At 38.2% G+C, this 25,928-nt stretch carries 24 protein-coding genes; 19 read left to right on the forward strand and 5 right to left on the reverse strand.

What is annotated here, in order from left to right; translation table 11 throughout:
* Positions 1 to 279: 279 nt before the first annotated feature.
* The 3 genes from pnp to QUF91_RS06775 all read left to right on the forward strand — a co-directional run bounded on the left by pnp (position 280) and on the right by QUF91_RS06775 (position 4,031).
* A complete protein-coding gene (gene pnp / locus QUF91_RS06765) occupies positions 280 to 2,394 on the forward strand; it encodes a polyribonucleotide nucleotidyltransferase (protein ID WP_289417211.1) in 2,115 nt (704 codons plus the stop codon).
* 184 nt (positions 2,395 to 2,578) lie between these two features.
* Entirely contained in the window at positions 2,579 to 2,854 is a 276-nt protein-coding gene (locus tag QUF91_RS06770) for a hypothetical protein (RefSeq protein WP_289417213.1), read from the forward strand.
* Positions 2,808 to 4,031, forward strand: coding sequence for a M16 family metallopeptidase (locus QUF91_RS06775; protein ID WP_289417214.1), 1,224 nt, complete (start codon positions 2,808 to 2,810; stop codon positions 4,029 to 4,031). The genes QUF91_RS06770 and QUF91_RS06775 overlap by 47 nt, the downstream gene beginning before the upstream one ends.
* Before the next feature lie 43 nt (positions 4,032 to 4,074).
* On the opposite strand, the gene QUF91_RS06780 is transcribed toward QUF91_RS06775, so the two are convergent.
* Genes QUF91_RS06780 through QUF91_RS06795 form a run of 4 tightly spaced genes read right to left on the reverse strand, consistent with a single transcriptional unit; the run spans position 4,075 to position 6,552 of the window.
* Positions 4,075 to 4,689, reverse strand: coding sequence for an ABC-2 transporter permease (locus tag QUF91_RS06780; RefSeq protein WP_289417215.1), 615 nt, complete (start codon positions 4,687 to 4,689; stop codon positions 4,075 to 4,077).
* 12 nt (positions 4,690 to 4,701) lie between these two features.
* On the reverse strand, positions 4,702 to 5,328 hold the full coding sequence (locus QUF91_RS06785; protein ID WP_289417216.1) for an ABC-2 transporter permease: 627 nt from the start codon (positions 5,326 to 5,328) through the stop codon (positions 4,702 to 4,704).
* Between the two features lie 3 nt (positions 5,329 to 5,331).
* A complete protein-coding gene (locus tag QUF91_RS06790) occupies positions 5,332 to 6,174 on the reverse strand; it encodes an ABC transporter ATP-binding protein (RefSeq protein ID WP_285394620.1) in 843 nt (280 codons plus the stop codon).
* Positions 6,175 to 6,552, reverse strand: coding sequence for a GntR family transcriptional regulator (locus tag QUF91_RS06795; protein ID WP_285394619.1), 378 nt, complete (start codon positions 6,550 to 6,552; stop codon positions 6,175 to 6,177).
* Positions 6,553 to 6,695: 143 nt separating this feature from the next.
* On the opposite strand from QUF91_RS06795, the gene QUF91_RS06800 reads away from it, so the two are divergent.
* From QUF91_RS06800 to QUF91_RS06825, 6 genes are all read left to right on the forward strand, one after another.
* Positions 6,696 to 6,959 carry a YlmC/YmxH family sporulation protein gene (locus tag QUF91_RS06800; protein ID WP_053594254.1) on the forward strand — a complete coding sequence of 88 codons (264 nt, stop codon included), beginning with the start codon at positions 6,696 to 6,698 and terminating at the stop codon, positions 6,957 to 6,959.
* A gap of 9 nt (positions 6,960 to 6,968) precedes the next feature.
* Positions 6,969 to 7,748, forward strand: a complete 780-nt coding sequence (locus QUF91_RS06805; protein ID WP_289417218.1) for a dipicolinate synthase — start codon at positions 6,969 to 6,971, stop codon at positions 7,746 to 7,748.
* The gene (locus tag QUF91_RS06810) at positions 7,742 to 8,332 is read left to right on the forward strand and encodes a dipicolinate synthase subunit B (protein ID WP_285394611.1); all 591 of its coding nucleotides are present in this window, start codon (positions 7,742 to 7,744) and stop codon (positions 8,330 to 8,332) included. Before QUF91_RS06805 ends, QUF91_RS06810 begins: the two co-directional genes overlap by 7 nt.
* Before the next feature lie 82 nt (positions 8,333 to 8,414).
* Positions 8,415 to 9,452: an aspartate-semialdehyde dehydrogenase gene (locus QUF91_RS06815; protein ID WP_289417220.1), complete on the forward strand. Its 1,038-nt coding sequence runs from the start codon at positions 8,415 to 8,417 to the stop codon at positions 9,450 to 9,452.
* Positions 9,453 to 9,465: 13 nt separating this feature from the next.
* Positions 9,466 to 10,383, forward strand: coding sequence for a 4-hydroxy-tetrahydrodipicolinate synthase (gene dapA / locus QUF91_RS06820; protein ID WP_289417222.1), 918 nt, complete (start codon positions 9,466 to 9,468; stop codon positions 10,381 to 10,383).
* Between the two features lie 853 nt (positions 10,384 to 11,236).
* On the forward strand, positions 11,237 to 12,904 hold the full coding sequence (locus QUF91_RS06825) for a ribonuclease J (RefSeq protein WP_285394607.1): 1,668 nt from the start codon (positions 11,237 to 11,239) through the stop codon (positions 12,902 to 12,904).
* 22 nt (positions 12,905 to 12,926) lie between these two features.
* On the opposite strand, the gene QUF91_RS06830 is transcribed toward QUF91_RS06825, so the two are convergent.
* A complete protein-coding gene (locus QUF91_RS06830; protein WP_285394606.1) occupies positions 12,927 to 13,157 on the reverse strand; it encodes a hypothetical protein in 231 nt (76 codons plus the stop codon).
* 158 nt (positions 13,158 to 13,315) lie between these two features.
* On the opposite strand from QUF91_RS06830, the gene QUF91_RS06835 reads away from it, so the two are divergent.
* The 10 genes from QUF91_RS06835 to QUF91_RS06880 all read left to right on the forward strand — a co-directional run bounded on the left by QUF91_RS06835 (position 13,316) and on the right by QUF91_RS06880 (position 25,746).
* A complete protein-coding gene (locus QUF91_RS06835) occupies positions 13,316 to 15,592 on the forward strand; it encodes an FtsK/SpoIIIE family DNA translocase (RefSeq protein ID WP_289417224.1) in 2,277 nt (758 codons plus the stop codon).
* A 198-nt stretch (positions 15,593 to 15,790) separates the two neighbouring features.
* On the forward strand, positions 15,791 to 16,519 hold the full coding sequence (locus QUF91_RS06840) for a GntR family transcriptional regulator (protein ID WP_285394602.1): 729 nt from the start codon (positions 15,791 to 15,793) through the stop codon (positions 16,517 to 16,519).
* Between the two features lie 54 nt (positions 16,520 to 16,573).
* Positions 16,574 to 17,659, forward strand: a complete 1,086-nt coding sequence (locus QUF91_RS06845) for a BMP family lipoprotein (protein WP_289417225.1) — start codon at positions 16,574 to 16,576, stop codon at positions 17,657 to 17,659.
* A gap of 540 nt (positions 17,660 to 18,199) precedes the next feature.
* Complete coding sequence (locus QUF91_RS06850; protein WP_289417226.1) at positions 18,200 to 19,747, forward strand: ABC transporter ATP-binding protein; 1,548 nt, start codon at positions 18,200 to 18,202, stop codon at positions 19,745 to 19,747.
* Positions 19,747 to 20,793: an ABC transporter permease gene (locus QUF91_RS06855; RefSeq protein WP_285394598.1), complete on the forward strand. Its 1,047-nt coding sequence runs from the start codon at positions 19,747 to 19,749 to the stop codon at positions 20,791 to 20,793. Before QUF91_RS06850 ends, QUF91_RS06855 begins: the two co-directional genes overlap by 1 nt.
* Before the next feature lies 1 nt (position 20,794).
* Positions 20,795 to 21,754, forward strand: a complete 960-nt coding sequence (locus QUF91_RS06860; RefSeq protein WP_289417228.1) for an ABC transporter permease — start codon at positions 20,795 to 20,797, stop codon at positions 21,752 to 21,754.
* A gap of 395 nt (positions 21,755 to 22,149) precedes the next feature.
* Entirely contained in the window at positions 22,150 to 23,421 is a 1,272-nt protein-coding gene (yfmF, locus tag QUF91_RS06865; RefSeq protein WP_285394595.1) for an EF-P 5-aminopentanol modification-associated protein YfmF, read from the forward strand.
* Positions 23,418 to 24,719 carry an EF-P 5-aminopentanol modification-associated protein YfmH gene (gene yfmH / locus QUF91_RS06870; RefSeq protein WP_289417230.1) on the forward strand — a complete coding sequence of 434 codons (1,302 nt, stop codon included), beginning with the start codon at positions 23,418 to 23,420 and terminating at the stop codon, positions 24,717 to 24,719. The genes yfmF and yfmH overlap by 4 nt, the downstream gene beginning before the upstream one ends.
* Positions 24,716 to 25,444, forward strand: a complete 729-nt coding sequence (gene ymfI, locus QUF91_RS06875; protein WP_285394592.1) for an elongation factor P 5-aminopentanone reductase — start codon at positions 24,716 to 24,718, stop codon at positions 25,442 to 25,444. Before yfmH ends, ymfI begins: the two co-directional genes overlap by 4 nt.
* 44 nt (positions 25,445 to 25,488) lie before the next feature.
* Positions 25,489 to 25,746 (forward strand): DUF3243 domain-containing protein, encoded by a 258-nt coding sequence (locus QUF91_RS06880; RefSeq protein ID WP_285394591.1) that lies wholly within the window; start codon positions 25,489 to 25,491, stop codon positions 25,744 to 25,746.
* The last annotated feature ends 182 nt before the right edge of the window (positions 25,747 to 25,928 follow it).

Below are 25,928 nucleotides of genomic sequence, written 5' to 3' on the forward strand. Positions count from 1 at the left end.
TTTTTCTTTATGTTTATAAACAAAGAGAAGATGACAAGCTTTCATATTGAGAAAACAAGCGTATATGGCATGAATCTTAATAGTTTCTCTATTAAATCAAGTTAAAAAACACAGTTTCAATAAAATACAGAAATAAATCCTAAATAAATTGGCAATAACTGAATTTAAATGTATGATTATTTCATGAAATATTTAGCATAGAACAAGCATTTTTGGTACACTTACTATTAGTACATACAGACGAAGTAAGTGTTTTTATAATAGAGAGGGGTTCATTGAATGAACGAAAAGAAAGTCTATTCCTATGAATGGGCTGGCCGTCCGCTTGTAATCGAAGTTGGACAGTTAGCAAAACAAGCAAATGGGGCCGTTTTAGTACGCTATGGTGATACATCTGTACTTTCAACAGCAACAATGTCAAAATCACCAAAACCACTTGATTTCTTCCCATTAACAGTAAACTACGAAGAACGTTTATACGCAGCAGGTAAAATTCCTGGTGGCTTTATTAAACGTGAAGGACGTCCGTCTGAAAAAGCAATACTAGCAAGCCGTTTAATCGACCGTCCGATTCGTCCGATGTTCCCAGACGGTTTCCGTAATGAAGTACAAGTAATTTCGATGGTTATGTCTAACGATCCAGATTGCACGTCTGAAATGGCTGCAATGGTTGGTTCATCATTAGCGTTAGCTATCTCGGATATTCCATTCGGTGGACCGATTGCAGGTGTACAAGTTGGATATATTGACGGTAAATTTATTGTGAACCCAACAGTGGAACAATCTAATCAATCAACAGTCCATTTATCTGTAGCAGGTAACAAGGATGCTATCAACATGGTTGAAGCAGGTGCACTAGAAGTACCGGAAGAAGTAATGCTAGAAGCCATTATGTTCGGTCATGAAGAAATCAAAAAAATTATTGCTCTCCAAGAGCAAATTGTTGCAGAAGTAGGGAAAGAAAAATTACCGATAACATTATTTGAAATTGATGAAGCGATTCAAGCAGATATAAAAACAGCTTGTGAGACTGACATGCATGATGCTATTCAAACTGCTGAAAAACATGCACGTGATGAGGCTATTAAAGCGGTAAAAGAACGTGTTATTGCTTCTTATGAAGAGCAAGAAGCTGATGATGAAACAATGAAGCAAGTTTATACAATTCTAGATAAAATGGTTAAAGACGAAGTACGTCGTCAGATTACAGAAGATAAAGTTCGTCCAGATGGTCGTAAGTTAGACGAAATCCGTCCACTTTCTTCTGAAACTGGCTTATTACAACGTACTCACGGTTCAGGATTATTTACGCGTGGACAAACACAAGCCCTTTCTATTTGTACATTAGGTGCACTTGGTGATGTACAAATTATCGACGGTTTAGGTGTGGAAGAATCAAAACGCTTTATGCATCACTATAACTTCCCGCAATTCTCTGTAGGGGAAACTGGCCCTATTCGTGGACCAGGTCGTCGTGAAATCGGTCATGGTGCACTAGGAGAGCGTGCTCTTGATGCGGTAATTCCAGATGAATCAGTATTCCCATATACAATCCGTTGTGTATCAGAAGTACTTGAGTCAAACGGTTCTACATCACAAGCTTCTATCTGTGCTTCAACATTAGCGATGATGGATGCTGGTGTTCCATTAAAAGCACCTGTAGCAGGTATTGCAATGGGTCTTATTAAAAAAGGCGAACATTACTCTATTTTAACTGATATTCAAGGTATGGAAGACCACCTTGGAGATATGGACTTTAAAGTTGCAGGTACAGCTAAAGGTGTAACAGCACTTCAAATGGACATTAAAATTGATGGTTTATCACGCAACATTTTAGAAGAAGCATTAACACAAGCTAAAATTGGCCGTATGCACATTTTAGAATCAATGCTTGCTACTCTTGCAGAACCACGTGAAAAATTATCTACATTTGCACCGAAAATTGTCATCGTGAAAATTAATCCTGATAAAATTCGTGATGTTATCGGACCTGGCGGTAAACAAATTAACAAAATTATTGAAGAAACTGGCGTAAAAATTGATACGGAGCAAGATGGTACAATTTACATCTCTTCAGCAGATGAAGAAATGAACGCTCGTGCAAAACAAATTATCGAAGACATCGTACGTGAAGCGAAAGTTGGCGAGTATTACTTATCAACAGTTAAACGTATTGAAAAATTCGGTGCGTTCTGCGAAATATTCCCAGGTAAAGATGGTTTACTTCACATCTCTGAAATTCAAGAGGAACGTACAAAACAAGTTGAAGATGTCTTAAAACTTGGCGATCAATTACTTGTAAAAGTTATTGAAATTGACAAGCAAGGTCGTGTGAATTTATCTCGTAAAGTAGTGATCCAAGAGGAAAAAGAACGCGCTGAGCAAGATAAATAATAAATTGTAGAAAAGGCTGCGTATAATGCGCAGCCTTTTTTAAATCAAATATATTGAAAATGGTTCAATAAGGGATATTTTGTGGGAATCTTACATTATGGTTCATCACTAAAAGTCGTGGATGATTTTTGGTAAAACGTATACTATGTAAATAAGTTGATGGAAGTGGAGAATAGGCGACTCCTTGGGGATTAGCGTCACAGATGAGACCCTGGAGCGAGCATCGCGAGTGAAGCGGCTCATCGGACGCCCCCAGGAAGCTCTGCTCTGCTCTGCGCGAAAGCGAAGCGTCAGCGGCAAATGTTTTATCTGCGCGAAAGCGCCCAGTCGGAACGGAAATCAACCACACGTTTTGGTGATGATCCCACATTATGTCCTTGATGTAGAGCCAGAGATAAATTGGGGGAGATTTTTTGGTACAAGTACATACATGTCAGAATGGTGTGCGTATTGTGTCTGAGCAAATCGATCATGTAAGATCAGTTGCGCTAGGCATTTTTGTTAATGCAGGATCTCGTTATGAGCTACCTGAGGAAAATGGCATTACACATTTTATAGAACATATGCTTTTTAAAGGAACAAAAACTCGAACAGCTCGTCAAATTGCTGAAGAATTTGACCGAATTGGTGGAGAGTTAAATGCCTTTACATCCAAGGAAAATACTTGTTATTATGCAAAGATTTTAGACCATCATGCTGAGCTTGCCGTTACAATATTAGCAGATATGTTCTTTAACTCTACATTTGCAGAAGAAGAGTTAGAGAAAGAACGACAAGTTGTGCTAGAGGAAATATTAATGAGTGAAGACGCACCTGATGACGATGTTCATGAAAAGCTATGGGGAGTTATGTATCCGAATGATGCACTCGGTCGTCCAATACTAGGAACTGCGGCTACTTTGAAAACATTTACAGCAAAAAAAATACGTAACTATATGGCTAAACATTATGGTCCAGAGTCAGTTGTTATTTCAATAGCGGGAAATATTTCTGCAAAGCTCATGCAAACAATTGAAGACTTATTTGGCCAATATCAACCATCACCACTTGCGGTTGAACCTGTGCTATCGAATCCTCATTTTCATCCAGGAGAGATTTCAAAAACTCGTGATACGGAGCAAGCGCATTTAGCCATTTCTTATCCAGCAATTGGTGTAAAAGATTCAGATATGTATAGCTTCATCGCACTTAATAATATTATAGGTGGTAATATGAGTTCTCGTTTGTTCCAAGAAGTACGTGAGGAACGTGGTTTAGCCTATTCAATATTTTCTTACCAATCCTGTTATGCTGATGTTGGGGCATTTACGATTTATGGTAGTACAAGTCGTCAGCAATTATCACAGCTTCAGCATACAATTGATGCGACATTACTTGATATCGTGGCAGGTGGCGTGACAGAGGAAGAACTTATGAATGCGAAGGAACAGCTGAAGGGTAGTTTTGTACTCGGTCTAGAAGGGACAGGCGCTCGTATGAATCGTAACGGTACAAGTGAGTTAGTGCATCGCAAACATCGTTCAGTAGACGAAGTATTAGCGTCAATCGATGTCGTTTCAATGGAATCAGTAAATCGTTTAATAGCAAAAATCTTGAAAGCTGAGCCAGCCATTTCAATAATCGGCCCAGAAGCTTAAAAAGGTTGCCATTTAAAGGCAACCTTTTTTCTATTCAGTTGCTTTAAAAAACCTCTCTTGCTAAATATAAGGTAAGGCTTTGAAGTAAAATAAAAATACTAATGATGATGCTCATGATTGTAGGGATCAAAATTATCAATAAATTTTCTACTACTTGAGATAAAAAGTAATGGATAGGGAAACTAATTATAAAAATAAGGAAGATGGCTGTCATCATTCTAAAATAACGCATCCGCTTTGTCTCGTCTAGATGATGGATATAAAACTGGATGGAGATGAGTAAAGAAGCGCTGCTAATATAGGCGAAGTACATGGCGAAATGCTCTGAAAAATTACCGTTTGCTGCAGTTTGTGAAAAATAAGCAGGTGCTATTAGAATAAAAAGTAGGATCACTACGCCGTGACAATATAGAAAATCAGCCTGTAACTGTGTTTTTCTCGTCAAAGGTAGACTATTTACAAACAACTCCCAATTTGCTTTTTGATCGTCCTCGTAGATTCCTCCAACAATGGAAGCAGAAAAAACTACAACAAATATTCCTATTGAGGGACTGTCTAAAATAGGTATTTCCGTGAAACTAATGATCATACAAATAATAGCTGCAAAAAGAATGGACCATTTTTGCACCATTATTCTTTGTAAAAGTAAAGCCTGCATTCACTCACTCCTTTAAAATTCTTTCCGTTTATATATGGCAGTTGAAATCAGAGAAGATAGCCATAAGATTAAAAGTCCAGCAAACGGAGCTAAAAACATAAACTGTTTTAAGTCTGACAATGCTAATGTCATATCTGGTAAATGCTCGTTTAAAAGACTAAATAAAAAGCTAGGTATGAAGCAAAAAGCAATAAGAACCATTCTTCCTTTATTGGAACCAAATTTAATGTAAATCGGTAATAATAGTGCTAGCATACAAAAGGCTAACGCCACAATAAGATTAAATGTTAGAAAAAACTCTGTAGATGCCCAATTATTCGTAAAACGATGAATAATGAATACAATCGGTAGTGCGAGGATGAGTCCAAAAATCAAAAGAACGATACTAAGTATATATTTACTAAGTATGATGTCCCCTTTTGAAATGGGTAAAGTATTCGCATATTTATCCCAGCTGCTTTGTTCATCATACGTAAGAGCAGTTATAGCTTGAAAGGTCACGACAAAAATAATAATCGTAAAGAGCATTAAAGCTTGTTGCATAAAAATTGATATGAATAGGAAAAAAATCAACACGAAGGCCTGAGCTTTTATTTGACGTTGAATCGTCATTAAATCTTTTAAGATAAGACCTGCCATGATTCAAACACTACCTTTCACATAAAATAGCATAATATCTTCTATAGAAGGCTTTTCAAGAGAAAATACTTCGTTTACTTCATTTTTTAGAACTAAGGCTTCTATACCAAAGGCTCCATTACGTTTTCTTATAATGGCATGTTCTGGTATTTCACTTACTTCCTCTTTATTGCCTTTAAATATTCCGTACTCGTAGAGCAGTACGTCTTTACCTTCACTAAATAAAATTTCGCCGTTATGAATGAATGTAATATAGTCAGCAATCTTTTCTAAATCACTTGTTATATGAGAAGAAAATAAAATGCTATGTGTTTCATCCTGCATAAACGTTAAAAATAAATCGAGAATTTCATCACGTATAATTGGATCTAGTCCACTCGTTGGTTCATCTAAAATTAACAATTTTGGATGATGCGATAATGCTAATGCAATGGACAGCTTCATCCTCATTCCCCGGGATAATTCTTTTACGTTCTTCCTCTTTGGAACTTTAAATTGTGCTAATCGCTCAAAATAAAAGTCTGAATCCCACGTTTTAAATACTTTTTTCATGATTTTGTCGAGCTGCGTCGCATTGAGCGTTTCAGGAACATGTAAATCGTCAAAAACCACACCGATGTCGTTTTTTATCGATAATTCATGTTCGACAATATCCTTCCCGAATAACAGAATTTCGCCATATTCTTTTTTTAATAAGTTAAGTATGCATTTAATTGTAGTAGACTTCCCAGCGCCATTTTCTCCTACAAAGCCCATGACAGTGCCTTGAGGTACTGAAAAACTTACATCACTAAGAGCAAACCCTTCAAAGCTTTTATGTAAATCATGAATTTCAATAGCATTCATTTAGTTGTCCTCCTCCAAAATTAATGAAAGTAACTCCTGTAATTCCTCTTTTGTCAGCCCAGCCGTTTTTGCCGTTTTAACCGCTTTCTGCATATGCTCTTCAACTTGGCGTAATAATTCCTCGCGCAGAAAATCTTGATTTCGTTCTGTAACAAAGCTTCCTTTCCCGGCCACCGTTTCGATAAATCCATCTCGCTCTAAATCTGCATAAGCACGCTTCGTTGTCATAACGCTAATTTTTAAATCCTTTGCAAGTGCACGAATAGAAGGTAGTGCATCACCGGCCTGTAATTTATTTGCTAATATAGCTTCCTTAAGCTGTAAGGTTATTTGCTCGTAAATGGGCTTATTGCTAGCGTTGCTTAAATGGATATGCACAAATTTTTCACCTCTCATAACTGTATATACACACTATACACAGATGGATGGGTAAATGCAACATTTTCCTACTTTGGGTAGGGGTCACGAATTGCAAAAACTCGGCATATATTGAGGTAACGGTTCAAGGAGGGAGATGAGGCATGTTACTATCAGAGATGGTGGATAAAGAGTTAATTCAAGTTGAAGGTGGCGTACATTTTGGTATACTGGCACATACAGAATGTCTCTTAGATGTGCAAACTGGAAAGATACATGGCTTTGAGATTGTTAAAGATAAGTTGCCATTCCAAAAAAAGAAAGTGAAAGTTAGTGAAATGATCCCTTGGCATGAAATTATACTAATTGGTGAAGATCGGATTTTATTTAATAAAACAACGACGGTACAGTCAGAATTTTTACAGTGAGGTGAGCTTTTGGAAAATGAAAAATGGCTTGTTATCGGTGAAGATCTAAGATTAAAGGAATTAGCTACAATGCTAAGAAGCCCATCGAGAACTGTATTTTATAAAAGAACGTCAGTTTGGAATGAGGAATTAAATAAGCTTGTATTAGAATTCCAACCAAATAGAATTATTCTGCCCATACTTCCGCTGAAAATTGTAGTGGAACAACTGTATGGCATATCACAAGTTAAATTTTATACAGGGCGTTTAACTATGCATTGGAAGCATTTACTTGAGAGAAATAAAACAAATTGCTATTTGCAGCAAGAATCTTTTATTTGGCAAAACGCAAGATTAACAGCGGAGGGATTTATCGCCACGTTTTACGGACTCGAGCAGAAATGTATTTACGGACAAAACTTTACTATCGCAGGGTTTGGGCGCACCGCCAAAATGCTCGCTTCTTTACTCGTCAAGATGGGCGCTAATGTCCATATTGTAGCGCGTTCAGTTGTACAAGTGAGTGAAGCAAAAGCATATGGTTATAAAGCTACGAATTTAGATGATCGCCAATGGTCAATTAGTGATGGAATTTTTATTAATACGATTCCAGCTAAGTGGATTACTGATTCATTTAAAGAACATGTCCCAACTGTACTATATGATTTGGCTTCAGAGCCTGGCTGTTTAGATATAGACGCTGAACAATTACAAACGTATGTGCTATTGCCGTCATTACCCGGGAAATACTTTGCACATGATGCAGCTACAATACTGTGCAAGGCAATAGAGGAGGAAGAAAATTGCTAATAGGGAAACGAATTGGTTTAGGTATTACAGCCTCCCATTGCACGTATGAGGATGTAGTACCTAAAATTCAAAACTTTATAGACGTAGGGGCAACAGTTATCCCAATAATTACACACTCCGTTTTACATGCAGCTACGCGTTTTGGTACTGGGGAGGAGTGGATAGCAAAAATAGAGGAGTTGACTGGAGAAAAGGTTATTTCCTCTATTAAAGAGGCAGAACCATTCGGACCATCCAATCCATTGGATGCGATGGTTATAGCTCCGATGACAGGCAATAGTATTAGTAAATTTGCTAATGCAGCAACAGATAGCCCGGTGTTAATGGCTGCGAAGGCAACATTGCGTAACGGTTCGCCTGTTATCCTAGGCATTTCAACAAATGATGCTCTTGGCTTAAATTCTTTAAATATAATGAAGCTACTAAATGCCAAAAACATTTACTTTATCCCATTTGGGCAGGACTCACCGCATTCAAAGCCAAATTCTTTGATTGCTGATTTTGAACAAATGGTGGCCACTGTTCATGAAGCAATTACTGAGAAAAAGCAATTACAACCGCTGTTGATACAATATTTCAAATAATTCATGAATTACACACAATTTTCAGTATTTTTGTGATACAATAGCACACATTATGGAACTTGTACTCAAGGAGAGATGACAGATGACAAAGCAGTTAACAGTTGCAGTTGTTGGGGCAACAGGAGCAGTAGGAACAAAAATGATGGAGCAGCTTATTAAACGTAATTTTCCGATTGGAGATATTAAGTTTTTAGCTTCTGCTCGTTCAGCAGGAAAATCAATCGAGTTTAATGGTAAGACCTATACAATAGAAGAAGCGACACCTGAAGCTTTTGAGGGCGTCAATGTCGCTTTATTCTCTGCTGGTGGCTCGGTATCTGCCGTACTTGCACCAGAAGCAGCAAAACGCGGTGCAGTAGTGATCGATAATACGAGCCATTTCCGCATGGATCCAGAGGTACCACTAGTTGTACCAGAAGTAAATCGTGGTGATCTTGCTAAGCATAAAGGAATTATTGCGAATCCAAACTGCTCTACCATTCAAATGATGGCTGCACTTGAACCTATTCGTAATGCATTTGGCTTAACAAAAATTATCGTATCGACATACCAAGCTGTTTCAGGTGCAGGTGTTTCTGCCATTCAGGAATTAAAGGCACAAAGTACAAACTGGGATGCAGGTAAGGATGTAGAAGCAAATATTTTACCTTCTGGTAGCGACAAACGTCACTATCCAATCGCTCGTAATGTCATTCCACAAATTGATAAATTTACAGACAATGGCTTTACATACGAGGAAATGAAGATGATTAATGAAACGAAAAAAATCATGAATGCACCAGAGCTAAAAGTTGCTGCAACTTGCGTTCGCGTGCCAGTCGTTTCAGGACATTCTGAGTCTGTTTATATTGAGGTAGAGAAAGAAGCAACGGTACAAGAGATTTTTGAAGTATTACGCAGTGCACCAGGTGTGATATTACAAGATGATATCGCAACACAAACTTACCCAATGCCTATCTATGCAGAAGGGGAAGATGCTACTTTTGTAGGACGTATCCGTCAAGATTTAGACAACAAAAAAGGATTCCACCTATGGATCGTTTCCGACAATCTTTTAAAAGGGGCTGCATTGAACTCAATCCAAATTGCAGAAGCATTGCTGGAGGATAACTTACTATAAGAGGGGTGTAAGGATGAATTTAGGGCGAATTGGAACGGCGATGATTACGCCGTTCAAAGAAGATGGCACGATTAATTATCCAGAACTAGAACGTATTATTAATCATTTGATTGATAATGGTACAGATTGTATTGTCGCATGTGGCACAACCTCTGAAAACCCAACTATGTCCACAGAAGAAAAAATTGAAGTTGTACGCTTTACAGTAGAAAAAGTAGCAGGCCGTGTACCCGTAATTGCGGGTACAGGGGATAACGAAACTGCTTACTCTATTGCAATGACGCACAAGGCTGAAGAAAATGGTGCAGATGGTATTATGCTTGTAGCACCATATTATAATAAGCCAAATCAACGCGGTATTTTTGCGCACTTTGAAACAATTGCTAAAGAAACAAGTTTACCTGTCATGCTTTATAATGTGCCAGGACGTACGGGTGTCAATGTTGCCTATGAAACTTCCGTTGCTTTAAGTAAAATTCCTAATATTGCATGGATTAAAGAAGCAAGCGGCAATTTAGTTCAAATGGGCGATATTATTGAAAATGTTGATTCAAATGATAATTTCTTAGTATATAGTGGGGATGATGGTTTAACACTTCCACTATTAGCAATCGGCGGAGCAGGTATTATTTCAGTGGCTGCCCATGTAGTTGGTAATGATATGCAATTAATGATTAAAGCGTTTGAAGAAGGAAATCACGAGCTAGCAGCCAAAATTCACCGAGCATTATTACCACTTGTACGTGCGCTGTTCGCACAACCAAATCCTTCGCCTGTAAAATATGCGATGACCAAATTAGGCTTTGATACAATCAACGTTCGTCTGCCAATGATGGAAATGACGGATGAAGAAAAAGAAAACTTTGACCAAATTTGGGATACGTATCAAGATAAGGCGAGAGGCTTTAGAAAAATAAGTAGCTTTAGCTAAACTGTAATTGGAGCTAATTCGTATTAGCCTCCCAGACTTTAGACAAACTTGAAATTTAGGTTTGTCTAAAGTCTTTTTTCTTTTTAGGATTAGAAAGGGAAAATCGCTCAGGTACCAGAAGAATCCGCTCGGGTAGGAGTGAAAATCGCTCAGGTACCAGAGGAATCCGCTCGGGTAGGAGTGAAAATCGCTCAGGTACCAGAGGAATCCGCTCGGGTAGGAGTGAAAATCGCTCAGGTACCAGAGGAATCCGCTCGGGTAGGAGTGAAAATCGCTCAGGTACCAGAGGAATCCGCTCGGGTAGGAGTGAAAATCGCTCAGGTACCAGAGGAATCCGCTCGGATAGGAGTGAAAATCGCTCAGGTACCAGAGGAATCCGCTCGGGTAGGAGTGAAAATCGCTCAGGTACCAGAGGAATCCGCTCGGGTAGGAGTGAAAATCGCTCAGGTACCAGAGGAATCCGCTTGGGTAGGAAGAAAAACCGCTCAGGTAGCCCCGAAATCCGCTCCGGTAGAAAAGAGACCAGCTCAAGTAATATCAAAATCCGTTCTGGTAAATGGGAAAACTGCTCAGGCGCTATACCCAGCCACTATAACCATCAAAGTGGAAGTGATGAACATCCTAGCAATGATAAATCCAGCTTACTTCAATAGTTTTTGCTTATAAAAGACAAATTTAGAGCCTTCACCACGCTATATCCCCACATTCCTTTCCACCTAATGGTAATGCAAAATAGCAATTATTTTCTTTTTCAATCATGAAACGTGTATTTTTGATTTGTGCAAAAGCTTTGCAAACCGTATAATAAATCTTAAGTGGTTGCTGTTCGGGATATTTTTTAGGAGGAAATAAATTGACAAAAAAGAAAAATGAATTAATTCGCATCATTCCACTTGGTGGCGTGGGCGAAATTGGTAAAGCAATGTACGTAGTAGAAATTGACGAAGAGCTATTTGTAGTGGATAGTGGCTTGATGTTCCCTGAAGACGAAATGCTGGGCATTGATATCGTAATTCCAGATATTACGTATTTAGAGGAAAATAAAGATCGTGTAAAAGGGATTTTCTTAACGCATGGTCATGAAGATGCAATTGGCGCCATTGCCTACGTATTACAAAAAGTGAAAGCGCCAGTGTACGGATCAAAATTAACAATTGCACTAGCAAAGGAACATTTAAAGGAATTGCCTGCACCACATCAGGTGAAATTCTTTGAGGTTACGAACCGTAGTCGTATGAATTTTAACTCAACGTATGTGACATTCTTCCATACAACACATAGTATTCCCGATTCGTTAGGGGTAGTGTTCCATACATCTGAAGGAGCAATTGTTCATACAGGTGAGTTTAAATTCGATCAATCCGCGACAGGTAAATTTAAGCCTGATTTAGCAAAAATGGCTCAGCTAGGAGAAGAAGGCGTATTTATGCTGCTATCTGAGTCGAGTGAAGCTGAGCGACCAGGTTATACGACATCTGAGATTGTGATTGAAGAGCAATTATCAAAAACATTCCATTCAGCACCAGGTCGTATTTTAGTTGCTGTTTATGCATCGAATTTTATTCGTATTCAACAAGTATTGACACAAGCTCAAAAGTCGTTCCGTAAAGTAGTTATTGTAGGAAAACCTTTAGAAAAAGCTGTGGATTTAGGTGCAAATCTAGGTTACTTAACAGTAGAAGAAGATACAATCATCCCTATCTCAGAAATGCAAAAGTATCAAGATGATGAGATTATTATTATTGCAACAGGTAATAAAGGGGAGCCACTTGACGCATTAGAAAAAGTTGTCCGCAAACATCACCGAGACATTAAAATTAAAAAAGATGATACAGTATTAATTACTTTTACACCGTCTCCTGGAATGGAAGTACAGATGGCTAATACGATGAACTCCATCGCAAAAGCAGGTGCTGAAATTCTGACATCTAGCAAAAATGTACATGTGTCGGGTCATGGTAGCCAAGAGGATTTAAAGTTAATGCTGAACTTAATGCAACCAAAGTACTTTATCCCTGTGCAAGGGGAGTACCGCATGCTTATTGCTCACTCTAAGCTTGCTCAACAGCTAGGTATGCACAAATCACAAATATTCATCGCCGATAAGGGTGATATTGTAGAATATAAAAATGGTAAAATGCGAATGAGTGGCCGTGTACAAGCTGGTAATGTATTAATAGATGGTATTGGTGTTGGAGATGTAGGCAACATTGTACTACGCGATCGTAAATTATTATCACAGGATGGTATTTTCATTGTTGTAGTAACATTAAACCGTGCTCAAAAGAAAATTGCATCTGGTCCAGAAATTTTATCGCGTGGTTTCGTATATGTACGTGAATCAGAGGAATTAATGGTGGAAGCTTCTGAAATTGCGAAAAACGTTATTGAAAAATACGTGGGTAAAGATACATTTGAATGGACAAACATTAAACAAGAAATTCGAGATACACTAAATACGTATTTATTCCAAAAAACAAAGCGCCGCCCAATGATTATCCCAATCATTATGGAATATTAAAAAATAACTCATTGTTGAATGTTTAGTAAGAAGTGAATAAAAAAGGATTTTCTAGCCGAATGAGAACGGTGGAAAATCCTTTTTTTGGCTCATCACCAAAAGTTGGGGGATTGTATTTTTCGTTACAGATGAGATCTTGGAGCGCAGTAAAGGAACGAAGGATAAAAGCATCCGAAAACATCTGTTGTTGCTGTCGCTTCGCTTTCGCACAGACAAAAACCCTGTTGCTGTTGCTGTCGCTTCGCTTTCGCACAGAAAATATTTGGTGCCCCGACGTCCCCGGGAAAATGCCTAGCCTGAACGGAAATCAACCCCACTTTATGGCGATGAGTCTTTTTTTTGAAATAATCAAGTTCTACATGTTATTATTCGCTACATATATAGAATGGACTGTAAAAGAAGGTGAAATAGATGGCGACTAGTAAAAAACGAAAAATCACTAAAGGAAAAGCGAAAACAGAAAAAAAAGAAATGCATCCGCTTATGTATGAAATTTTAGGACTCATCTTAATTGCAGTAGCGGTTATTATGATTTTTGAATATGGCATGATTGGACGTGTCCTACAAACAATAGCTATGTTTCTTGTTGGAAATCTACATTTTGCTGTGCCATTTATGCTTATATTTGTTGCAGTGTTGCTCATGATTGGGCGAAAGAAAATAAGCATTAAGGATCGTCTAATTGTAGGTATGCTCTTAATCGTTATGAGTTTAACCATTTTTAGTCACGGCATTCTTTTTGAACAATTATCAAAATCTGGAGGTTTATTATCAGATTCTGTTTTACGAGAATCTTGGCGAATTTTAATTGATACTGAGGGTGTCATCCATCGAAGTGATGCTCTTGGAGGCGGTATGATTGGTGCACTGTTATTTAGTGCTCTCCATGTATTATTCGAAGCAACAGGTGCGAAGGTCGTTGCATGGGTTATTTTCTTTATCGGATTAATTTTAGTAACAGGAAAGGCACTAGTTCCATATTTAGCGGAAAAAATGCCCGACCTTTTTGGCAAATGGCAAAAGAAACATCGTGATAACAAAAAAAATATGCCAAAGAAACCTAAAAATCGCCGTTCAAGAGTTGAAAGCACGGATGAAATTGCTGCTGTTGATCAAGCGGATGAGATACAAGAGGAAGAAGAAGTGGTTTCCCATGAACCTATTATCTCTGCCTTTACTCAAAATGTGTCTCACGAACGAGAAGCATTTGCAACTGTTGAAAATGGAGAAATTGTAGATGATGTCCATATTGAAGGTGCAGATGCTGTAGAAAATGCAGATTATCAACTTCCTTCATATAATCTATTACAATTACCGCCACAGCATGACCAAAGCGGCGAATATTCTGTCATACAGGCAAATGCGAAAAAGCTTGAGCAAACGTTGCAAAGCTTTGGTGTAAAGGCCAAAGTAACGCAGGTTCATTTAGGCCCAGCTGTAACGAAATATGAAATATTACCAGATGTAGGCGTGAAAGTAAGTAAAATTGTAAACTTACAGGATGATCTTGCCTTAGCACTTGCCGCGAAGGATATTCGTATGGAAGCGCCTATCCCTGGTAAGTCTGCAATCGGCATTGAAGTACCAAATAGTGAGGTAGCCATTGTCACACTGCGTGAAGTGTTAGAATCGAAAGACGGAGCAAAGCCGGAAGCATTATTGCAAGTCGCATTTGGCCGTGATATTACAGGGCAAGCTGTACTTGCTGAGCTTAATAAAATGCCGCATTTACTTGTTGCAGGTTCAACGGGCAGTGGGAAAAGTGTGTGTATAAATGGTATTATCGTGTCCATACTAATGCGTACGAAACCTCATGAAGTAAAACTGATGATGATTGACCCAAAAATGGTGGAATTAAATGTCTATAACGGCATTCCGCATCTACTGGCACCAGTAGTTACAGATGCACGCAAAGCGTCTCAGGCTCTAAAGAAAGTAGTGTCAGAAATGGAACGTCGCTACGATTTGTTTTCTCATACAGGTACACGTAATATTGAGGGCTATAATAGCCATGTACAAAAGATGAATGAGCAAACCGATGAAAAACATCCGAAATTACCTTATATTGTGGTAATTGTAGATGAGTTAGCGGATTTAATGATGGTTGCATCAAGTGATGTAGAGGATTCTATTACACGTTTAGCACAAATGGCACGTGCTGCAGGGATCCATTTAATAATTGCAACCCAACGACCAAGTGTAGATGTGTTGACAGGTGTTATTAAAGCAAATATTCCTTCACGCATTGCCTTTGCGGTGTCGTCAGCAATTGACTCAAGAACGATTTTAGATATGGGGGGCGCAGAGCGTTTACTCGGTCGAGGAGATATGCTGTTTTTACCTGCTGGTGCATCTAAACCAAAACGGGTGCAAGGTGCCTTTTTATCAGATCAAGAAGTTGAATCGGTCGTTAATTTTGTTATAGAACAGCAAAAGGCACAGTATCAGGAAGAGATGATACCGACCGAAGAAGAAACCATTTTAGAGGAAACGGATGAATTATTTGATGAAGCAGTGCAACTAGTGGTAAGTATGCAGACAGCATCAGTTTCCATGTTGCAGCGACGCTTCCGTATCGGATATTCAAGAGCTGCTCGTATAGTCGATCAAATGGAACAACGCGGTATTGTCGGGCCTTCTGAAGGTAGTAAACCTCGTCAAGTGCTCATTCATCAGTATGATAATTGATACCGAAATAATGACAAATTAGTGGATAATGCTGTATATTTGTCTATTAATTTGAAAAGGTTATGGATAAAGGGTGAATTCTAAAACAGATTTTATTCAAAACTGTTTATTTCATTCTACAAAAATGTTATATTTATGAACGATTAGTAGGAATGTTGTACATCAGATGTCTGATCTCTGATTTTGGTGGTGATATATGTGACTATTAAAGCAGATCATCGTCATCTCTATCTTCAAGTAATTGATCGTTTAAAGTCTGACATTGATACAGGCGTTTTTAAAGAAAATGAAAAACTGCCTTCAGAGTTTGAATTATCGAAATCACTAGGAGTCAGTCGAGCAACACTTAGAGAAGCGCTACGGCTGTTGGAAGAAGAAAATGTCATTGTGCGTCGACATGGGGTGGGTACGTTTGTAAACCCTAAGCCATTGTTTACATCAGGTATCGAGCATTTATCAAGCATTTCTTCTATGATCGAGGCAGTAGGTATGGAACCCGGTTCTCGCTTTTTAAAAGCGACAGAAAACATACCTTCTGAGGAAGATTTAAAACGCTTCCAATGTGATGACGGAGATAAAATACTCACGATTGAACGTGTCAGAACAGCAGATGGTGAACCAGTAGTATACTGCATTGACAGATTACCTGCAAGCTTTCTGCCAACTGACTTTGTAGAAAAAAAAGAAGTTTCACTTTTCTCCGCACTTGAACAATCCGGTAAAATTCATGTTGCCTATGCTGTGACATATATTGATCCAGTTGGGTATCATGAGCAAGCATCACCGATTTTAAATTGCGGTCGTGAAACAGCTCTATTAGTTTTAAAGCAGTTGCATTACGATGATCATGATCAAGTAGTGCTATATTCAAAAAATTATTTCCGAGCTGATAAATTCAGTTTCCATGTAGTTCGTAAACGGGTGTAGAACATTTCTAAATATTTTTCCTGCTAATTACAATACCTTTGGGGGGTTAATAAAATGAAAAAACGTAAATTTGGCTTAGTGTTATCATCAGTTTTAGCTGCAAGTGCAATCTTAGGTGCATGTGGTGCGAAAGAAGAAAAACCTACAAAAGAAAAAGAAAATGCATCATCTAGCGAAAGCAAAAAAGAAGAAGCATTCACAGTAGCAATGGTTACTGACGTAGGTGGCGTTGATGATAAATCATTCAACCAATCAGCTTGGGAAGGTGTTCAAGCTTACGGTAAAGAACATGGCCTAGAAAAAGGTAATGGTGGCTTCGACTACTTACAATCAAAATCAGATGCAGATTATGAATCGAATTTAAACGCATTATTACGTCGTGACTTTAACTTAATCTACGGTATTGGTTATTTGATGGAAGATGCTATGACTGCAATAGCTGAAGAAAATCCAGATGGCAAATTTGCAATCGTTGATGCTGAAGTAAAAGCAGACAACGTAGTATCTGTAATGTTCAAAGAACAAGAAGGTGCTTTCTTAGCTGGTGTAGCTGCTGCTAAAATGTCTAAATCTGGTAAAGTTGGTTTCGTAGGTGGCGTAGATATTCCAGTTATCAACCGCTTCGAAGCTGGCTTCGTTGAAGGTGCAAAAGCTGTAAATCCAAAGATCGAAATCCAATCAAAATATACTGGTGCATTCGATAAAGCTGACCTTGGTAAAATTACTGCAAACAGCATGTACTCTTCAGGTGTAGATGTTATCTTCCACGCTGCTGGTGCAACTGGTAATGGTGTATTCTCTGAGGCAAAAGAACGTAAGAAAAAAGACCCTAATGCAAATGTATGGGTAATTGGTGTAGACGCTGACCAATACGAAGAAGGTAAAATTGACGATAAAACAAACGTAACTTTAACTTCTATGTTAAAAGGTGTTAACGCAGCAGTTGTAGATATCTCAAATAAATCGAAAAACGGTGAGTTCCCAGGTGGTAAAACGCTTACTTATGGTTTAGCTGAAGACGGAGTGAAACTTGCAGATTCTCGTGGTGCGATTCCAGCGGATGTTCAAGCTGTCATTGACGACTATAAAGAAAAAATTGCTAAGGGTGAAATTAAAGTTCCAGAAAAAGTGAAAAAATAATTCATCTTTTGATCATCATAAGGGACTTTTAGAAGACCCTTATGATGATTTTTCAATGTATCGTTATATTTTGACTATTTGTAATACTCAATTAGACTATATTTTTATTTACCATAGAGGTAGTAATTTTTCTATGAGTTTATCGCAAGAATAGTAATGATGGTAACAAGTTAATAGAAGAAAGGTTTCTAACGATGACCTTTCCTGTATTAATTTATCTTCATTCAGAAGATATCTACCTCTATTGGTGGGTTAAGATATGAGTGAATTTTTTGTTAATGGGATTATCATAATGCCCACTGAACGAAGATAAAACCTCTGGCTGAAGTCAATGTTGTTCGATGTGAAAAACGTTGAGCTAACAGTGACTATGGCTAGTATTTAGATTAGTAGAGTCGTTTATTTATGTCTCAAAAAAATCTAAATAACATTTCAAAGACTGGACGTATTGTTTATCTGCACTAAAAGTCAAAGCGGCAGATAGTAATACGCACGGCAACTATTAACTTTATAAAAGTGCCTATTAAGGGAGTGACAAAATTGGAATACGTGATTGAGATGCTAGGAATCCGAAAAGAATTCGGTGGTTTCGTGGCGAATAATAACATCACCCTCCAACTGAAAAAAGGCGAAATTCATGCATTGCTAGGCGAAAATGGTGCAGGTAAATCGACTTTAATGAACGTCCTTTTTGGTTTGTATCAACCAGAGGGTGGCGAAATTCGAGTTCGTGGGAAGGCTGTTAAAATTACAAACCCAAATGTGGCCAATGATTTAGGGATTGGTATGGTCCATCAACACTTTATGTTGGTGGAAAATTTTACAGTAACAGAGAACATTATTTTAGGTTCTGAACCTACAAAAATGGGGATTGTAAATATTAAAGATGCGGCAAAGAAAGTACAAGCACTTTCTGAAAAATATGGACTAGATGTTGATCCACATGCCAAAATCGAAGATATTACTGTAGGGATGCAACAGCGTGTTGAAATTTTAAAAACACTATACCGCGGTGCAGAGATTTTAATCTTTGACGAACCTACTGCATCTTTAACGCCACAGGAAATTACAGAGCTTATACAAATAATGCGCCGCTTAATAGCCGAGGGGAAATCAATTATATTAATTACCCATAAGCTGAAAGAAATTATGGAAGTCTCTGACCGTGTAACGATTATCCGAAAAGGTGAAGGGATTGGAACTGTTACAACTTCTGAAACAAATCCTGACCAATTAGCGGAATTGATGGTAGGTCGTCAAGTCGAATTTAAAACCGAAAAAACGGAAGCAAAACCAACTGAAGAAGTACTTGCGATTGATAACTTGGTCGTTACAGACTACCGTAATATCGATAAAGTAAAAGGTCTAAACTTAAAGGTTCGTAAAGGTGAAATAGTTGGTATTGCTGGTATTGATGGTAACGGGCAATCCGAATTAATCGAAGCTATTACAGGCCTACGTAAAATTAAAAGTGGTAACGTTAAGTTAAATGGCAAAGATATAACAAATATGAAGCCTCGAAAAATTACAGAGGAAGGCGTTGGGCATATCCCACAAGACCGTCATAAGCACGGTTTAGTATTAGATTTCCCAATTGGCCATAATATCGTTCTACAAACATATTACCAGTCTCCAATCGCTAAGGGCTTTGTTATGGACTACAAGAAAGTTTCTGAAAAAGCGCGTCAAATCATTAAAGAATACGATGTCCGTACTGGTAATGGTGAAATGACACCAGCGAGAGCTCTTTCAGGTGGTAACCAACAAAAAGCAATTATCGGTCGTGAAATTGATCGTAATCCAGATTTATTAATTGCGGCATTACCAACGCGTGGTCTTGACGTAGGTGCTATTGAATTTATTCACCATCGTCTAATCGAGCAACGTGATAATGGAAAAGCAGTACTGTTAATTTCATTTGAATTAGATGAGGTCATGAATGTTTCGGACCGTATCGCCGTTCTTTATGACGGTCAAATTGTAGACGAGTTAAATCCAAAAGAAACAACAGAGCAAGAGCTTGGCCTATTAATGGCTGGACAAAGTAAAAAAAATAACATGAATGGTGCGAAGGAGGGGAACGACTAATGTCAAATCGTGTCATTAATATACTCGTTCCTATCATCTCTATCATTATCGGTTTAATTGTTGGGGCTATCGTAATGTTAGTCAGCGGTTATGACCCAGTACAAGGTTATAGCGCCCTTTGGACAGGTATTTTTGGAGATTCATATTCAATTGGGAACACAATCCGTCAAATAACACCGTATATATTGGCAGGTCTTGCAGTAGCATTTGCCTTCCGTACAGGTTTATTCAACATCGGTGTTGAAGGTCAGCTAATTTTAGGTTGGCTAGCAGCAGCTTGGGTAGGATATGCATTTGAATTACCTAAAATTATTCACATACCATTAGCATTACTTGCGGCTGCAGCTGCTGGTGCATTTTGGGCCTTTATTGCAGGTTTCTTAAAAGCGAAATTTAAAGTCCACGAAGTAATTGCGACAATTATGTTAAACTATACTGCACTTTATATTGCGAATGCAGTAATTAAAAAATTGTCTGATGGAAGCTTTAAAACAGAACGAATTCATGAATCAGCTTCTTTACGTTCTCCGTTTTTAAGAGAGCTTACAGACAATTCAAGTCTTCACTATGGGATCATTGTTGCACTGTTAATGGTAGTTGTTATGTGGTTCATATTAGAAAAAACAACACGTGGCTACGAGCTAAAAGCGGTAGGCTTTAACAAACATGCTGCAGAGTATGCTGGTATGAGCGTTAACAAAAACATTATTTTAGCTATGACGATTTCAGGTATGTTCGCCGGTCTTGGTGGTGCGATGGAGGCACTAGGTACTTTCCAAAACGCTTCTATTAAAGCAGGCTTTACTGGAATAGGTTTCGATGGTATCGCCGTTGCCTTACTTGGTGCCAATACGCCACTTGGGGTTGTATTTGGGGCTTCATTATTCGGCTCACTTAAATACGGAGCGCTAAATATGCCGAATGCTGCTGGTATTCCAGAGGAAATCGTATCTATTATTATCGCGTTAATTATTTTCTTCGTAGCATCAGGCTACATTATTCGAGTAGGTTTACAAAAGTTAAGCAAGAAAAAGGAGGGGCAATAACATGAGCTTTTTAGAAATGTTATATTTCATCATCCCTTCTGCAATTCTTTATGCAACACCTTTAATATTTACTGCAATCGGTGGTGTATTCTCTGAACGTTCTGGTGTTGTAAATATCGGACTAGAAGGTTTAATGATTGTTGGGGCATTTGTTGGTATTTATGTCAATTTAGAATATGCTTCAACATTCGGTGCAGCAACAATTTGGGTAGCGATGCTTGCAGCTGTCATTGTTGGAGGAATTTTCTCACTTCTCCATGCTGTTGCTTCGATCTCATTCCGTGCTGATCAAACGGTGTCAGGGGTTGCTATCAATTTACTAGGTTTAGCAGTATCCGTATTCTTGGTGAAAATGATTTATGATAAAGGTCAAACAGATATGATTACCCGATCAATAGACCGTTTTGGTATCCCTTATTTACAAGATATCCCGTTCTTTGGTCCATTATTATTCCGTGATGTCTATAGTACGTCAATTTTAGCTTTTGCAGTAGCTATTGGTGCATGGTTTATCATTTATAAAACACCATTTGGGTTACGTTTACGTGCTGTCGGTGAACATCCAATGGCTGCAGATACGATGGGCGTAAATGTTAATAAAATGCGCTATATTGCTGTTGTTATCTCTGGTGCATTAGGTGGTCTTGGTGGTGCAGTATACGCACAATCAATTACACTTAATTTCTCACATGCAACAATTGCTGGTCAAGGCTTTATGGCGATTGCGGCAATGATTTTTGGTAAATGGCATCCAATTGGTGCTTTAGGTGCGGCATTATTCTTTGGAGTAGCGCAAACGTTAAGTATTGCAGGGAGCGGAATTCCTTATGTTCAAGACATTCCTTCAGTATACCTACAAATTTTACCGTACGTATTAACAATCTTTGCATTAGCAGGATTTATCGGTAAAGCGAATGCACCAAAGGCTAGCGGACAACCTTATATTAAAGGGAAACGCTAAGAACAAAACATATAATCTTCTATCACTAAAGACTGGGCGAAACTGCCCAGTCTTTTTTCCTTGTACATATCTCGAACGTTTGGGAAAATAATGGTTGGAGGTTAATCAATGACAAAGGTTTTCGTCAAGGCTAAAGTGCTACATCCTCTAGGTCGCTTCGATTCCTCGGGCAAAAGTGGAGGAGCGCTTACTTTTGCTTCGGGCTCTCCGGCGTTTGTTGGATGTAAACGAGCGCTTTAGCGCATTTGTTCCTAGTATGAACTGGTTAATCAACAAAACTAATGTAATTTTACATATTTATATACATACTTTGGATTCTTTTTGCAATTATAGACAATAGACATGTATAGTATGTGTAGTACATTGTTATATTAAGAAAGATAGGAGGGTTCCATATGTTTAAAACAATACCTTTTGCAAAAGGTGTCAATTTGCATATCCGACAAACAACCCAATTTAAAACCGTAAATTTTTCAATAAAATGGAGAAGAGCATTAACGGCTACAAATGCGTCTGAACGCACCGTGTTAACAAATGTATTGCAGCACAGTAATGCCAAATTTACGACAACAGCCGCATTCCGTAGCTTTTTAGATGACTTATATGGCACAGTGTTGTATTTTGACACATCTAAGCGTGGCAATGAACATACAGTCCTGATGAATGTAGAAGCTGTTAATGATCATTTCTTGGCAAATACAAGTGTTTTAAATGAAGTACTTGGTTTATTGCACACAGCAATATTTGAACCGAATTTAGAAAACGGTGTATTTAAGGAATCTATTGTGGAACGTGAAAAGAAAACGGTTATTCAGCGTATTGAATCCATTTTTGACGATAAATCTCGTTTTGCACAGCAACGCCTTCAGCAAATTTTACGACCGAATGAACCGGCATCTATTTCTGCTAATGGAACTGTCGAGGACATTCAAAATATTACCTCAACATCATTGTTTGAAGCATATCAATCCATGCTTGCTAACGATAAAATAGACATTTATGTCGCAGGTGATATCAATGAAGAAGAAATAGTAGAGAAGTTGAAAAAAGCGCTACCATTTAATGATCGTACACCTGAAGAAATTCCTGCTGTACTTCCACAACAGCATCCACAAAATGATTATGTACGTGAACAACAAGACATGAAGCAAGGAAAGATGCATATTGGCTTTAGTACACCAGTACGATTTGGTGATCCGGATTTCGCAAAAATGCAAATCTTTAACGGCGTTTTTGGTGGTTATCCTCATGCCAAATTATTTATGAATGTTCGTGAAAAGGAAAGTTTAGCTTACTATGCGTCTAGTTCATATGCATCACATTATGGTTTAGTCTTTGTAGTGTCTGGCATCGAACCAAAGAATGAAGAAAAAGCACTATCGCTTATTAAGGAACAACTTGCTGTTATGCAAGCAGGCGATATTACAAATTTAGAATTAGAGCAAACAAAGGCAATGCTGACGAATCAGCTAAAAGAATCATTGGATTCTGCCCGAGGACAAATAGAAATTTTTGACCAATATAAAGATTTACCTGAGGAATTCGCTGTTGAAGCCTGGGCAAATAAATGGAAAGCTGTTACGAAGGAAGATGTTGTTGATATGGCGAAACAAGTACAGCTAGAAGCGGTCTATTTCTTATGTGGAAAGGAGCAAGCCGCACAATGAAAACAATTGAATTCAAACAATTAGATGAAACTTTGTATTATGAAAAATTAGAGAATGGCTTAGATGTCTATATTTTACCAAAAAAAGGCTTTTCAAAAACATTTGTAACGTTCACAACTAAGTATGGCTCGATTGACCGTACATTTGTGCCAATTGGTGATTCGGAAAGCATTACTGTACCAGATGGCATTGCCCATTTTTTAGAGCATAAAATGTTTGAAAAAGAAGATGGAGATGTCTTCCAAAAGTTTAGTGAATATGGTGCTTCGGCCAATGCCTTTACGTCATTTACACGTACGGCGTATTTATTTTCATCGACAGACAATATTTATAAAAGTACTGAAACATTATTAAATTTTGTCCAAGAGCCTTACTTTACAGAAGCTACAGTCAATAAGGAAAAGGGCATTATTGGGCAGGAAATTACGATGTACGATGATCAGCCAGATTGGCGCCTGTATTTTGGCACAATCGAAAATATGTATCATAATCACCCAGTGAAAATTGATATCGCTGGTACAATAGAGTCGATTGACGGCATTACGGCGGATCATTTATATACGTGCTACAATACATTTTATCATCCGTCCAATATGTTATTATTTGTCATTGGCGCCGTAGATCCTAATGAAATGATGACGTATATTCGTGACAATCAAAACAAAAAAGAATTCCCTGAACCAACACCAATTCAACGCTTCTTTGATAAGGAGCCGACAGAGGTTGCTGTCAAAGAGCGTGAATTGCATATGGATGTACAAAAGCCAAAGGTCTATGTTGGCTTAAAAGCAAAAGAAACAAATCTTTCTGGTCGTGATATGTTAAAGCATGAGCTGTCTGTTCAAATTGCACTTGAACTTATTTTTGGACGTACATCTAGTTTTTATGAGCGTATTTATGAAGATGGTTTAATTGATGAAACGTATGCCTTTGATTTTACGTTAGAAAATGGTTTTGGCTTTGCTATGATTGGCTCAGATTCTACAGAGCCAGCTGCATTAGAGAAAGCTATTAAGGAAGAATTAGCAAAGTATGATGGAGATGCACAATTTGAAAATGCCGATTTAGAACGAGTGAAACGTAAAAAAATAGGTTTCTTCTTACGTGCACTAAACTCTATTGAATTTATCGCTAACCAATTTACGCGTTATTCGTTTAATGATATGAATTTGTTCGATGTCGTGCCTGTACTAGAAGAACTGACGATCGATGATTTGAAAAAAGCATTTTCTTCGGTTCAAGGCGAGTCTCAACAAACTGTCTTTAAAGTTTTACCTACAGAGAAGGGCGTACAGTGAAAAAGTTTGCCCTCGTGTTAGGTGCATCAGGTGAGATTGGCCGTGCTATTTGTCAGAGTCTGGCAGAAGATGGTTGGTCCATCTACATACATTTTTCAAACAATGAGAAGGCGGCGCAGGCTTTATTCTGCTCCCTTTCAGAAAGCTTCCCTGCACAGGAATTTATGCTTGTACAGGGAAATTTTTCGAAAGTATCTGGGGCGCAATCGCTAGCATCTCAAATTTTTAATGTGCAAGCGATTGTCTTTGCAAATGGTCAGGCACATTATTCTCTACTTGAAGATACAACGGTGGAGGACATGGATGCATTATGGCGAGTTCATGTGCAAAATCCAATGCGTCTAACGGCCTTGCTTTCATCAAAGCTTCGCGCTCATGATGTCAGCTATGTCCTGTTTATCGGTTCCATTTGGGGAGAGGCTGGATCGGCTGGTGAAGCACTTTACGCCACTGTGAAGGGTGCCCAGCATGCTTTTGTAAAGTCATATGCGAAAGAAGCAGCATTGTCACGAATTCGTGTTAATGCTATTGCACCAGGCTTTATTAATACCTCGATGAACAATCATTTAAGTGAAGAGGAGCTTGAATATGTTATAGAGGACATTCCGTTAGGTTTAGTTGGACAAACTACGGATGTTGCTGAAATGGTACGTTTCTATCTTTCGGGAAAAGCAGATTATGTAACGGGACAAATAATTCGATTAAACGGTGGCTGGTACATATAATTTTCTTTTTTGCACATACTACATGTGTAAAGGAGGAGGAACATATGACCATTTTAGAAAACTGGCAAAAATGGACATCGTTTTTAGGACAAAATGTTACGAATGCAGAATCAAGCGGTATGCCAAAGAAATTGATTCAACAGGCTGCTGTACAAATTGGCGAATATTTGGCGACGAATGTCGATCCTAAAAACGAACAAGAGCGAGTGCTGTCGGATTTATGGGGCGTTGCCTCTGAAGATGAAAAAGAAGCATTGGCGAATTGTGTCGTTAAACTTGTACAAAATAAGCATGTGCAGTAAAAAAAGAGGAGAGCTTATCTCCTCTTTTTTCTATATTTTTTGCATGGAAAAGGGAACGTATGTAAGCCTATTTTGAATGCTGCCAAAAAAAATAGTAAGTTTTTAAAAATAACACCGTAATTCCATATATTCTAACTTTCCATTACATAAAAAATCAGCTATGATGGAACTTATAAAGGGTT

The organism is Lysinibacillus sp. G4S2 (assembly GCF_030348505.1).
Classification (GTDB): domain Bacteria; phylum Bacillota; class Bacilli; order Bacillales_A; family Planococcaceae; genus Lysinibacillus.

What these genes read in the sequence shown, in the direction of transcription:
- QUF91_RS06785 (WP_289417216.1), bottom strand. Translation starts at nt 5,328, where the DNA reads ATGGCAGGTCTTATCTTAAAAGATTTAATGACGATTCAACGTCAAATA.
- QUF91_RS06800 (WP_053594254.1), top strand. Translation starts at nt 6,696, where the DNA reads ATGTTACTATCAGAGATGGTGGATAAAGAGTTAATTCAAGTTGAAGGT.
- QUF91_RS06815 (WP_289417220.1), top strand. Translation starts at nt 8,415, where the DNA reads ATGACAAAGCAGTTAACAGTTGCAGTTGTTGGGGCAACAGGAGCAGTA.
- pnp (WP_289417211.1), top strand. Translation starts at nt 280, where the DNA reads ATGAACGAAAAGAAAGTCTATTCCTATGAATGGGCTGGCCGTCCGCTT.
- QUF91_RS06790 (WP_285394620.1), bottom strand. Translation starts at nt 6,174, where the DNA reads ATGAATGCTATTGAAATTCATGATTTACATAAAAGCTTTGAAGGGTTT.
- QUF91_RS06855 (WP_285394598.1), top strand. Translation starts at nt 19,747, where the DNA reads ATGTCAAATCGTGTCATTAATATACTCGTTCCTATCATCTCTATCATT.
- yfmF (WP_285394595.1), top strand. Translation starts at nt 22,150, where the DNA reads ATGTTTAAAACAATACCTTTTGCAAAAGGTGTCAATTTGCATATCCGA.
- QUF91_RS06845 (WP_289417225.1), top strand. Translation starts at nt 16,574, where the DNA reads ATGAAAAAACGTAAATTTGGCTTAGTGTTATCATCAGTTTTAGCTGCA.
- QUF91_RS06780 (WP_289417215.1), bottom strand. Translation starts at nt 4,689, where the DNA reads ATGCAGGCTTTACTTTTACAAAGAATAATGGTGCAAAAATGGTCCATT.
- yfmH (WP_289417230.1), top strand. Translation starts at nt 23,418, where the DNA reads ATGAAAACAATTGAATTCAAACAATTAGATGAAACTTTGTATTATGAA.
- dapA (WP_289417222.1), top strand. Translation starts at nt 9,466, where the DNA reads ATGAATTTAGGGCGAATTGGAACGGCGATGATTACGCCGTTCAAAGAA.
- QUF91_RS06835 (WP_289417224.1), top strand. Translation starts at nt 13,316, where the DNA reads ATGGCGACTAGTAAAAAACGAAAAATCACTAAAGGAAAAGCGAAAACA.
- QUF91_RS06880 (WP_285394591.1), top strand. Translation starts at nt 25,489, where the DNA reads ATGACCATTTTAGAAAACTGGCAAAAATGGACATCGTTTTTAGGACAA.
- QUF91_RS06860 (WP_289417228.1), top strand. Translation starts at nt 20,795, where the DNA reads ATGAGCTTTTTAGAAATGTTATATTTCATCATCCCTTCTGCAATTCTT.